Source organism: Siccirubricoccus deserti, assembly GCF_014283215.1.
Classification (GTDB): Bacteria; Pseudomonadota; Alphaproteobacteria; order Acetobacterales; family Acetobacteraceae; genus Siccirubricoccus; species Siccirubricoccus deserti.
The window spans coordinates 113,554-123,676 of the sequence record NZ_JACOMF010000002.1 but is presented as its reverse complement, the minus strand read 5'-3'; the positions used below and the strand labels follow the sequence as shown (position 1 = coordinate 123,676).

Sequence of the window (10,123 nt, the reverse complement as noted above, 5' to 3'; positions counted from 1 at the left end):
AGCGGACCCATGGCCGGCGACGAAGCGCCAGCCGGGGGTCAGGTGAGATGGCGCTCCGGGCCAAAGTGGAAGCCAAGTGCCCGTTGCCACATGGCTCGGGCGAAGCGAGGGTCCTCGGTCAGTGTCGCAGGATCCAGCCCACCCTCGGCGATTACGCCTCGGAAGCCGGCCAGCATCGTCTCATCCAGCCGCGCCACCACCCCACAGGCGATGGCGAAGCCCCAGACCCGGGCGACTCGAGCCGCGAACACCGTCTCAGGCTGGCCGAACTCCTCCAGCGCCTCATCCACCACCCAGACCTCGCCACCCAGCAACGCATCTTCCAGCACCAGCCCCATCTCCGGATGCGGACCGATCACCCGGAAGACCGAGAGCCAGGAATGCGTCAGCCCGTTCAGCACCAGCACCGCCTCGGTCTTCAGGCTGGCATGCTGCCGCGCCACCCGGTCAATGGCGCGCGAACGCCCGGGCGGGGCGGTGTAGATGGCCAGGTCGAAGGCATAGGCCAGCTCCCCCTCATCGAGCTGCGCCAGCTCCTCGCCCACCGGCAGGCCGAGCTTCTTCGCCTGTTCCTCCAGCTTCGGCCGTGGCGTCGCCTGCACCGCCATCTGCTGGAAGCGCTGCCGCGCCGCGGCGCAGCGCCCATAGAATTCCCGGATCTCGTCCGCGCCCTGAGCCATGGCCTTCACTTCCCGATACAGAACTCGCCGAAGACGGCATCCAACACCGCCTCCACCCCCACCTGGCCGGTGATCCGACCCAGCGCCCGCAACGCCGCGCGTAGCGCCTCCGCTCGAAGCTCCGGCAGGGGTGCCGTCTCCAGCTCAGCGAGCCAGCCAGCAGCCTCGGCCAGCGCGGCACGGTGGCGCGGGCGGGTCAGCACCGCCTCCGCCGCCAGGCCGGCGCGGGTTGCGGCCTCCTCGGCCAGACGCTGCCGCAACGCGGCAAGCCCTTCCTCGCTGCGCAGCGACAGCCCGAGCGCTGGCTGACCACCGATCATCACCGGGGCGGCGGCCAGATCCGTCTTGTTCGCCAGCACCAGAGTCCCAGGCCGCACCCAGGCAAGGGTTTCCGCATCCGGCGCCTGGTCGGCGGCGAAAACCGCGATAATGAGGTCAGCATCCTCCGCCCGACGGCGGGCACGGCGTACCCCTTCCGCCTCGATTTCATCCGCTGCCTCGCGCAGCCCGGCCGTATCGGCCAGGGTCACCGGCACCCCGCCGAGGTCGAGCCGCACCTCCACCACATCCCGCGTGGTCCCGGCGCGGGCCGAGACGATCGCCGCCTCCCGCCCCGCCAGGGCGTTCAGCAGGGAGGATTTGCCGGCATTGGGTGCGCCGAGGATTGCCACCTCCAGCCCCTCCCGCAACCGCTCACCGCGCTGGCCGTCAGCGAGATGCGTGAGGATCTCCGCCCGCAGCCCGGCGGCGGCGAGCGCCACCGCATCATCGAGCCCGGCTGGCAGATCCTCATCCTCGAACTCGATGAAGGCCTCCTGCCGCGCCAGTAGCGCGGTCAGCCGCGTCGCCCAGCCACCATAGAGCGTGGCCAGCGCCCCGCCCGCCTGTCGCAGGGCTTGGCGGCGCTGTGCCGCGGTCTCGGCATCGATGAGGTCGGCGATGCCCTCGGCGGCGGTGAGGTCGAGCTTGCCGTTGAGGAAAGCGCGGCGGGTAAACTCGCCGGGCTCGGCCGGCCGCGCGCCGGCCGCAACCAGCGCCTCCGCCACCCCGGCAATCACCGCCGGCCCGCCATGCAGATGCAACTCAGCGCTGTCCTCGCCGGTGTAGCTTGCCGGGCCGGGGAACCAGAGCACCAGCGCCCGGTCCAGGGTCTCGCCGCTGCCCGGGTGGCGCAGGCGCCGGAGCGTGGCGAGGCGAGGCTCGGGCAGACCACCTGCGAGGGCCTGGAGAATGCCCGGCGTCCCCGCTCCGGACACCCGGACCACCGCTACCGCCGCTCGTCCGACCCCGGAGGCGAGAGCGAAGATGGCGGGGTGGTCCATCAGCTTTCCCTCGGCCGCGCGCTGCCGGTCACTTGCTCTTCGGCGGCGGCACATCCTTCTCCGTCAGCATCAGGCGGGACACCCGTCCGCCCTGCTGCAGATGCGCCTCCAGGATCTCGTCCACATCGGCCGGGGTTTCCGGCCGGTACCATACGCCTTCCGGATAGATCACCATCGTCGGGCCGAATTCGCAGCGGTCGAGGCATCCCGCCTGGTTCACCCTGACATCCTTCAGCCCGAGTTCCTTGGCCCGGACCTTCATGTAGTCGCGCAGCTTCTCGCTGCCCCGCGCCGCGCAGGAACCGCGCGGGTGGCCGTCCTGCCGGCGGTTGCAGCAGACGAAGACATGGGCGCGGAAATAGGGCGGCGGATCGGCCGCAAGCGGTGTGTCGGACACGGCGTCTGTCTCTCCGATCGGCCGGTGGCGCAGGGGGGTGGGTGCCGGCCCGTCCCACCCATGTAGCGACCTCCTCCCGCTGCGACCAGGGTCAGGGAAGGGGCACCGTCGTGGGCAATCCGGCCGGAGACGCGCCTCGCAAACCCGGTATGATCCGGGCCGCCCGCTCACCAACCCGCCGCTTGACGCCGCGCGGTAGCGGGTGTGGCATCCGCGCCTTATGCCCCATATCTCGCTCCATTCCCCGCTCGGCGAACTCACCGTCTTCGAGGCGGAGGGCGCCATCGTCGCCGTTGACTGGGGCCGTGCCCAGCCGGGCGAAACCACGCCACTGCTGCGGGACGCCGCCAACCAGCTGCAGGACTACTTCGACGGGCTGCGCAGCTGCTTCGACCTGCCGCTGGCGCCGGAGGGCACCGCCTTCCGCCGCCAGGTCTGGGCAGCGCTCTGCCGCATCCCGCCCGGCGAGACCCGCTCCTACGTCGATATCGCGCGGGAGGTAGGCTGCCGTTCCCCGCGCGCGGTCGGCCAGGCGAACGGGTCCAACCCGATCCCGATCCTCATTCCCTGCCACCGGGTGATCGCCGCCGATGGCTCGATCGGCGGCTATTCCGGCGGCGAGGGCCTGCCCACCAAGCGCTGGCTGTTGGCCCTTGAAGCCCGCGCCGTTTCGCAAGACAAAGCCGGGTCGTTGCCTCTGTTTGGCCACATACCATCCCCATCCGGCAGCCGCTGAAGGATACCCCCGATGAATCACGCCATCCGTGTCCATGAGTACGGCGGCCCCGAGAAGCTGGTGTGGGAAGAGGTGCCGAGACCGCACCCGAAGCCCGGCGAGGCGCTGGTACGGCAGGCAGCGATTGGCCTGAACTACATCGACGTCTATTTCCGCACCGGCCTCTACAAGGCCCCGTCCATGCCGGTGACCATCGGCATGGAGGGCGCCGGCACGGTGGAGGCGGTAGGTGACGGCGTCACCGACATCGCGGTCGGCGATCGGGTGGCCTATGCCGGCGCCCTCGGCGCCTATGCCGAAGCCCGCGCAGTGCCGGCCGAAAAGCTGGTGAAGATCCCGGAAGGCATCGACTTCACCCAGGCCGCGGCGATGATGCTGCAGGGCATGACCGCGCAATTCCTGATCAAGCGCACCTATCCGGTGAAGGCGGGCGACACCATCCTGGTGCATGCCGCGGCGGGCGGGGTCGGCTCCATCCTGGTGCAATGGGCGAAGCACCTGGGTGCCACCGTCCTCGGCGTGGTCAGCACCCAGGAGAAGGCTGCGCTGATCAAGTCGCTTGGCGCCGACCATGCCATCCTGACCAGCGAGAACATTCCGGCCCGGGTGAAGGAGATCACCTCCGGCGCCATGCTTCCGGTGGTCTATGACAGCGTCGGCAAGGATACCTTCCTGACCTCGCTCGACTGCCTCCGCCCGCTTGGACTGATGATTTCCTTCGGCAATGCCTCGGGCCCGGTGACCACCGACCTCGGCGTGCTGGCGGCCAAGGGCTCGCTCTATGTCACCCGACCGACTCTCAACACCTACACCGCGAAGCGCGAGGATCTGGTCGCTTCCGCCGCCGATCTCTTCGCGGTGGTGAAGTCCGGCGCGGTGAAGATAGCCATCAACCAGAAAGTGCCACTGAAGGACGCGGCACAGGCGCATATCGCGCTGGAGAGCCGGAAGACCACCGGCAGCACCGTCCTTCTGCCGTAAATCTTTCGATGGCTGGGCTGGATCATCCGCCAGTTTTCGGCCGGAAAAATTCCGGCTGATGGACCGGCTGCAGCAGCTCAGCGTCTTCCGGCGGGTGGTGGAAACCGGCAACATCACCCGCGCGGCGCGCGACCTGAACCTCTCCCAGCCCAGCGTCTCTCGCCTGGTGGCGGAGCTGGAGCAGCGGCTCGGCGTGCTGTTGCTGCTGCGCTCCCCGCGCGGGCTGGCGACCACCGAGGCTGGTGCCGCCTTCCATGCCGATGCGGTGCGCATCCTCGACGCGCTGGAGGAGGCCGAGGCCAACGCCCGTGGTGCCCATACCGCGCTGACCGGCACCGTCCGCATCACCTGCATCGCCGCCTTCTTCGATACCGTCGTCATGCCCTGGCTGCGCGACTTCCTGCTGGCCAACCCGGCGCTGGAGCTGGAGGCGAACCTGAGCCCCCTGCCGATCGACCTGGTCGAGGAAGGTGTCGACCTCGCCATCCGCTTCGGCACCATCCGCCAGCAATCGCTGATCGCGCGGAAGCTCGGCCGGATGGATTTCTCGCTCTTCGCTTCGCCGGCCTACATCGCCAGTGCCGGCATGCCCGAAACACCGGAGGCGTTGGCCCTGCATGATTTCTGCGGCCTGCTGATCGGTGGCCGCAGCGTCGACGAGGCGACGCTGCACGGGCCGGACGGCCGCACGGTGAGCGTCAGCATGCGGAGCCGGTTCCGCGCTGACAACATCACCAGCGTCCAGCGGGTGGCGCTGGACGGGCTCGGCATCGCCCTGCTGGCACCCTGGAGCGTGGCGCCGCAGATCGACTCCGGTGCCCTGGTGCCGGTGCTGCCCGGCTGGCGGACCCAGCCGCGCGACGTACACGCGGTCTGGCCGGCGAGCCGCGCCATGCCCCGCCGGGTGCGGGCGGTGCTCGACCTGATGGTGGAGAAGGCGGCGCGGGAGCCGCGGTTGCAGGCGCGGGAACTCAGGCCCTGACCAGATACCGGTAGCGGTATACCTCGGTCAGCCCGACCCGCCGTTGCAACGCCAGCGAGGGTCCATTGGCCGCCGCGACCTGGGCCCAGAGCACCGTCGCGCCACGCGCCCGCGCCCAATGCGCGGCGGCGCGGATGATGCGCTCGCCGAGCCCGCGACGGCGGAACTCCGGCCGGGTCGCCAGATCGAAGAAGCCGCAATAGGGGCCGTCAGCCACGGCGAAGAGGCAGGCGGCATCCATGCCATCCTCCCGCAGCACCAGCCAGGCGCCGGGCACCGCCAGCAACTCCGGATTTCGCAGCTTCTCCGCCTGACGGGCCGGAAGCTGGTATTCGGCGGTGGCGACCAGCGCCATCCAGGCCTCGCTTGGCCCGCCCTCGTCGCGCACCGCCGCATCCGGCGTGGCGATGCCGGCAATGGGGCCGGCGACGACGACGGTCTCGTCCTTTTCAGCGTAGCCGCGTGCCAGCAGGAATGGGTGGAGCCCGGCAGGGTCGAGCGGCGTCAGGCGGAAGCGACAGGGCAGGCCCATATGCGCATAGGCCGCCTCCACCCGTTCCACGGTGCCGGCGAGGTCGGCGAGCGGCGCCGGATCCAGTGCGCTTGCCGCATTCGCCCGTCCGGTGCCGCCCAGGAACCCCTTCAACACGAAGGGGCCGATGAAGGCCTGGCGCGGCGCCGGCAGGGCGTTCAGGCAGGCGCGTTCCAGGCCGAGGATATCGGCCATCGGTCCCGCGCCCCCCATCTCAGGCCCTGGGTCCGAAGACCGGGAGCTGTGGTTCGGCGAAGGCGCGGCCGGAGGGACCATAGGGTTCCACCATCTTTTCCCATTGCCCGGTCGTCATCAGGATGTCGATGGCGATGTTCATGAACTCCACCGCGTCCCGGTTGCCACGCGTCACCGCCCGATTTGACCGGCGGCACATCATAGGGCTGGCCGCCGGACAGATCGACCGCTGCGGGTGCTGGATCCGGCATGGCTGAGGCCGCAAGATGCTGGATGAGATCATCCCCGCCCGCGCAGGATCCCGACAATGACCGAGGACCGTAGCTGCCGTGACCAAGCCTCGGGTAAGCCGGCCGAGGCGCCTGTCCAGGTCATTGCCTGATGGATCGCCCGCGCTGCACCTGGGCGCATGGCGCGCATGACCAGGACTACCGCGACTACCACGATCAGGAATGGGGCGTGCCGCAGCATGACGACCGCATGCTGTTCGAGATGCTGACCCTGGAAGGCGCGCAGGCCGGGTTGAGCTGGCGCACCATCCTCAACAAGCGCGCCGGCTACCGGGAGCTGTTCGCCGGCTTCGACCCGGCGGTGGTGGCGGGCTTCGATGCGGCGCGCGTCGCCACGCTGGTGGCCGACCCGCGCATCGTGCGGCATCGCGGCAAGATCGAGAGCACCATCGGCAATGCCGCTGCCTTTCTCGCGGTGCAGCGGGAGTTTGGCAGCTTCGCCGCCTATCTCTGGGGCTTCGTGGACGGCAAGCCGATCGTCACGCGATGGCCGATGGATGCACAGCTACCGGCGCGTACCGAGCTCTCCGACCGCATCAGCGCCGATCTGCGGCGGCGCGGCTTCCGCTTCGTCGGCTCGACCATCACCTATGCCTTCCTGCAGGCCACCGGCGTGGTGGACGACCATCAGGACGGCTGCTTCCGCGCCACGGTGCAGGGTCAAAGCCCCAGATAAACCCTCCGCACCAACTCATTGTCCTGCAACGCCGCCGGCGAGCCGCCCTCGAAGGCCATGCGGCCATGGGCGATGACATAGCCGCGGTCGGCGATGCGCACCGCCTGGTGGAAATTCTGCTCCGCCATCAGCACGGTCAGGCCGAGCCGCGCCTTCATTTCGGCGATCATCTCCATGGTCCGTGAGACCAGGATGGGGGCGAGGCCGACCGATGGCTCATCCACCAGCAGGATGTGCGGCGCCGACATCAGCGCGCGGCCGAGCGCCACCATCTGCTGCTCGCCGCCGCTCATGCTGCCGACCAGCTGGGCGCGGCGCTCGGCGAGGCGGGGGAAGAGCTCGTAGCAGAGCGCCAGGTTCTGCGGCAGCATCGCCCGTGCCGCCTGGCGATACGCACCGAGGCGAAGATTCTGCTCCACCGTCAGGCGCGGGAACAGCCGCCGCCCCTCCGGCACCAGCGCGATGCCGAGCTCGACGATCTCCTCCGGCGCACGGCCGATGAGGTCATGCGTCACGCCCTCGATGGTCGCGCGGATGCTGCCGGCGCTGGGCCGCACCTGGCCCATGATGCTGCGCATCAGCGTGGTCTTGCCGTTGCCGTTGGTGCCGAGCAGCACCACCGTCTCCCCGGCCGGAACGCTGAGCGAGACATCCTCCAGCACCCGCACCGCGCCATAGCCGGCATCGATGCCGGCGACTTCCAGGCTATTGCTTGCCAAGATAGGCGCCCTCCACCTCCGGCATGGACAGGACGGCACGGGGCTCGCCGTCGGCGATCTTGCGGCCGGCGACGAAGACCACCAGGCGTTCGGCGAACTCCGTCACCGCCCGCATGATGTGCTCGATCATAATCACCGCGGTGCCGGCGGCGTTCAGCCGGCGCAGCAGCAGCAGGATCTGGTCGATCTCGGCGTGCGACAGCCCGGCCATCGCCTCATCGGCGATCAGCAGCTGCGGGTCGAGGGCGATGGCGCGGGCCAGTTCCAGCCGGCGCTGCTCCACCTGGGTCAGCTCGCGCGGCAGCTTCTCCGCCTTGGCCGCCAGCTCCACCTGTTCGAGGCAATGCATGGCGCGGGCGGTGGCGCTGCCCGACTGGCCGGAGAACAGCAGCGGCACCCGGACATTCTCCAGCACCGAGAGGCTGTTGAAGGGCTGCGGCAGTTGGAAGGTGCGGGCGAGGCCAAGGCGGGCCCGGCGATGCGGCTTCAGCCCGTTGAGCGCCGCGCCGCCGAGGGTCACCCTTCCGTCGTGCTGGGCGAAGTCACCGCTGATGCAATTGACGAAGGTGCTCTTGCCGGAGCCATTGGGGCCGATCAACCCCAGCCGCTCCCCGGCGCGCAGCGTGATGTCGACGCCCTGCAGGGCGACGAAGCCACCGAAGCGCTTGCCGACGCCCTCGGCACGGAGAAGGACATCCGCGTCGCTCATGTGCGCTTCCGAAACCAGCCGAGGATTCCACGCGGCGCCACGGCGACGAAGATCACCAGCATCCAGCCGACGATCCAGAGGTTCAGCGCCGAGGAGATGGTCACCGTCGCCGCCTGCTGCAGCCCGCCGAGCAGCACCGCGCCGATCACCGGGCCCAGCCAGCTGCCGGCGCCACCGATCAGCGGCATGGCAATGGCGTTCACCGCATAGGCGAGGCTGAAGGCCGCCTCGGGGTTCAGGTAGCCGGAGTAGTAGGGCAGCGGCGCGCCGGCCACCCCCATCAGCGCGCCGCAGAGGGTGGTGGCGATGAGCTTCAGCCGCAGGGTCGGCACCCCCATCGCCTCCGCCGCGCGTTCATTGTCGCGGATCGCCTGCAGCCCGCGGCCGAGGCGGGTGAGCTCCACCGTGCGGCTGATGCCGACGGCGAGGATCGCCAGCACCAGCATGACGACGAACATGTATTCGCCGTAGCTGACGAAGGGCGGCACCTCGCGCGGCCGGACGATATAGGCGCCGCGCGAGCCGCCGACATAGTCCCAGTTCACCACCAGGGTCTGCAGCACCACCGCGAGGCAGAGCGTGGCGATGGAGAAGAACACGCCGCGCAGCCTGAGGGTGAGGTAGCCGGTGCCGAGACCGAGCAGCCCGGCCACCGCCGCGGCGGCGACGATGCCGGGCAGCAGGTCCAGCCCTGTCGCCTTGCGCAGCGCGATGGCGGTGTAGGCGCCCGCCGCCATGAAGCCGGCGGCGCCGAAATTCACATAGCCCGCATAGCCGCCGAGGATGTTCCAGGCGCTGGCGAGGACGATGTACTGCAGGATGAAGTAGCCGGCGAAATAGCCATACTCATTGCCGATCATCCGCAGCCCGACCACCAGCGCGGCGCCGAGGCCGGCGGCGGCAAGCCAGAACAGCAAATGTCGCGGCGGCGGCGCGACCCGGCTGGCCGTGGCCAATGCCGCGGCTGGCCTGTCGATGGCCGGGCGGCCGGCGACATGGTCTTCGGTCGCGCTCATGCGGCTTTCCCGAACAGGCCCTGCGGCCGGAAGGCCAGCACCAGCAGCAGCCAGCCGAAGGCGACGGCGGGTGACCAGGAGGGACCGTAGAAGGTGGCGGTCACATTCTCCACCACGCCGAAGAGCAGCGCGGCGATCAGGCAGCCCGGCAGGCTGGCCATGCCGCCCATGATGCAGATGGCGAAGACCCGGCCGATGAAGATCTGGCCGGAGGAAGGCTCGACCGGCTGCACCACCACCAGCGCGCCGCCGGCGATGGAGGCCAGCGCCACCGAGATGCCGAAGGCCAGCCGCTTGATCCGCACCGGATCCACCGCCATCAGCCGCAGCGCCTCGGCATCCTGTGCCACCGCGGCGATAGCGAGGCCGGTGAAGCTGCGCCGCAGGTAGAGGTACAGCAGCCCGAGCGCCGCCAGCGCCAGCAGTGCCGGCGCCAGCATGCGCAGCGGCAGGTCGATCTCGCCGAGACGCAGGGTGGTGAAGGCATAGGGCGGGTCGAGGAAGCGCTGCTCCGGCCCGAAGCCCATTACCAGCCCGACCTCGATGATGAACATGACGCCGAAGAAGAAGGCGAGGCCCTGCAGCGCCTCCTCGCCCCGGCGTTCGAAGAAATGGTGATAGACGCCGTAGATGGCGATGCCGAGCAGGTAGAACAGCGGCGCCTGCAGCACCGCGACCAGCAGCGGGTCGAGCCCGAGGGTCGTGCCGATCAGCACCACGGTGAAGGCGCCCATCACCATCAGCGCAGGATGCGCGATGTTGACGATGTCGAGCATCCCGAAGGACACCGCGAGACCGGAGGCTGCGGCGGCGTAGAGGCCGCCCAGCAGCAGGCCGCTGACGATGCCGTTCAGCAGCAGGACGAGATCGGGATCCATGCCCTGTGGC

General features: G+C 69.7%; 13 protein-coding genes. 4 read left to right on the top strand and 9 right to left on the bottom strand.

The features are described 5' to 3' along the window. Positions 1-38: 38 nt before the first annotated feature. From H7965_RS02240 to H7965_RS02230, 3 genes are read right to left on the bottom strand one after another with little or no spacing between them, the layout of a single operon-like run. Complete coding sequence (locus H7965_RS02240; protein WP_186768906.1) at positions 39-680, bottom strand: hypothetical protein; 642 nt, start codon at positions 678-680, stop codon at positions 39-41. A 5-nt stretch (positions 681-685) separates the two neighbouring features. Next, positions 686-2,002: a tRNA uridine-5-carboxymethylaminomethyl(34) synthesis GTPase MnmE gene (gene mnmE / locus H7965_RS02235; RefSeq protein WP_186768905.1), complete on the bottom strand. Its 1,317-nt coding sequence runs from the start codon at positions 2,000-2,002 to the stop codon at positions 686-688. 28 nt (positions 2,003-2,030) lie between these two features. Then, the gene (locus H7965_RS02230) at positions 2,031-2,399 is read right to left on the bottom strand and encodes a (2Fe-2S) ferredoxin domain-containing protein (RefSeq protein ID WP_186768904.1); all 369 of its coding nucleotides are present in this window, start codon (positions 2,397-2,399) and stop codon (positions 2,031-2,033) included. Between the two features lie 220 nt (positions 2,400-2,619). Here H7965_RS02230 and H7965_RS02225 point away from each other — a divergent pair, with 220 nt between their 5' ends. The 3 genes from H7965_RS02225 to H7965_RS02215 are packed head-to-tail and all read left to right on the top strand — an operon-like array spanning position 2,620 to position 5,098. Beyond that, positions 2,620-3,135 (top strand): methylated-DNA--[protein]-cysteine S-methyltransferase, encoded by a 516-nt coding sequence (locus H7965_RS02225; protein WP_186768903.1) that lies wholly within the window; start codon positions 2,620-2,622, stop codon positions 3,133-3,135. A 12-nt stretch (positions 3,136-3,147) separates the two neighbouring features. Further along, positions 3,148-4,116: a quinone oxidoreductase family protein gene (locus H7965_RS02220; RefSeq protein ID WP_186768902.1), complete on the top strand. Its 969-nt coding sequence runs from the start codon at positions 3,148-3,150 to the stop codon at positions 4,114-4,116. A 58-nt stretch (positions 4,117-4,174) separates the two neighbouring features. Then, the gene (locus H7965_RS02215) at positions 4,175-5,098 is read left to right on the top strand and encodes a LysR family transcriptional regulator (protein WP_186768901.1); all 924 of its coding nucleotides are present in this window, start codon (positions 4,175-4,177) and stop codon (positions 5,096-5,098) included. Here the strand turns inward: H7965_RS02215 and H7965_RS02210 are convergent. Then, entirely contained in the window at positions 5,088-5,825 is a 738-nt protein-coding gene (locus H7965_RS02210) for a GNAT family N-acetyltransferase (RefSeq protein ID WP_229682393.1), read from the bottom strand. The genes H7965_RS02215 and H7965_RS02210 overlap by 11 nt on opposite strands. 19 nt (positions 5,826-5,844) lie before the next feature. Then, positions 5,845-6,000, bottom strand: a complete 156-nt coding sequence (locus tag H7965_RS02205) for a hypothetical protein (protein ID WP_186768899.1) — start codon at positions 5,998-6,000, stop codon at positions 5,845-5,847. 206 nt (positions 6,001-6,206) lie between these two features. On the opposite strand from H7965_RS02205, the gene H7965_RS02200 reads away from it, so the two are divergent. Then, entirely contained in the window at positions 6,207-6,791 is a 585-nt protein-coding gene (locus H7965_RS02200; protein ID WP_186768898.1) for a DNA-3-methyladenine glycosylase I, read from the top strand. Here H7965_RS02200 and H7965_RS02195 read toward each other — a convergent pair. Genes H7965_RS02195 through H7965_RS02180 form a run of 4 tightly spaced genes read right to left on the bottom strand, consistent with a single transcriptional unit; the run spans position 6,776 to position 10,113 of the window. Next, positions 6,776-7,510, bottom strand: a complete 735-nt coding sequence (locus H7965_RS02195) for an ABC transporter ATP-binding protein (RefSeq protein WP_186768897.1) — start codon at positions 7,508-7,510, stop codon at positions 6,776-6,778. The genes H7965_RS02200 and H7965_RS02195 overlap by 16 nt on opposite strands. Continuing rightward, positions 7,497-8,219: an ABC transporter ATP-binding protein gene (locus H7965_RS02190; protein ID WP_186768896.1), complete on the bottom strand. Its 723-nt coding sequence runs from the start codon at positions 8,217-8,219 to the stop codon at positions 7,497-7,499. The genes H7965_RS02195 and H7965_RS02190 overlap by 14 nt, the downstream gene beginning before the upstream one ends. Continuing rightward, a complete protein-coding gene (locus H7965_RS02185; RefSeq protein ID WP_186768895.1) occupies positions 8,216-9,235 on the bottom strand; it encodes a branched-chain amino acid ABC transporter permease in 1,020 nt (339 codons plus the stop codon). The genes H7965_RS02190 and H7965_RS02185 overlap by 4 nt, the downstream gene beginning before the upstream one ends. After that, the gene (locus H7965_RS02180; protein WP_186768894.1) at positions 9,232-10,113 is read right to left on the bottom strand and encodes a branched-chain amino acid ABC transporter permease; all 882 of its coding nucleotides are present in this window, start codon (positions 10,111-10,113) and stop codon (positions 9,232-9,234) included. The genes H7965_RS02185 and H7965_RS02180 overlap by 4 nt, the downstream gene beginning before the upstream one ends. Positions 10,114-10,123 lie beyond the last annotated feature (10 nt).

Coding starts and splice junctions, on each gene's coding strand:
- H7965_RS02180 (WP_186768894.1), bottom strand. CDS start 10,113: ATGGATCCCGATCTCGTCCTGCTGCTGAACGGCATCGTCAGCGGCCTG.
- H7965_RS02200 (WP_186768898.1), top strand. CDS start 6,207: ATGGATCGCCCGCGCTGCACCTGGGCGCATGGCGCGCATGACCAGGAC.
- H7965_RS02190 (WP_186768896.1), bottom strand. CDS start 8,219: ATGAGCGACGCGGATGTCCTTCTCCGTGCCGAGGGCGTCGGCAAGCGC.
- H7965_RS02240 (WP_186768906.1), bottom strand. CDS start 680: ATGGCTCAGGGCGCGGACGAGATCCGGGAATTCTATGGGCGCTGCGCC.
- H7965_RS02185 (WP_186768895.1), bottom strand. CDS start 9,235: ATGAGCGCGACCGAAGACCATGTCGCCGGCCGCCCGGCCATCGACAGG.
- H7965_RS02225 (WP_186768903.1), top strand. CDS start 2,620: ATGCCCCATATCTCGCTCCATTCCCCGCTCGGCGAACTCACCGTCTTC.
- H7965_RS02220 (WP_186768902.1), top strand. CDS start 3,148: ATGAATCACGCCATCCGTGTCCATGAGTACGGCGGCCCCGAGAAGCTG.
- H7965_RS02215 (WP_186768901.1), top strand. CDS start 4,175: ATGGACCGGCTGCAGCAGCTCAGCGTCTTCCGGCGGGTGGTGGAAACC.
- H7965_RS02210 (WP_229682393.1), bottom strand. CDS start 5,825: ATGGCCGATATCCTCGGCCTGGAACGCGCCTGCCTGAACGCCCTGCCG.
- mnmE (WP_186768905.1), bottom strand. CDS start 2,002: ATGGACCACCCCGCCATCTTCGCTCTCGCCTCCGGGGTCGGACGAGCG.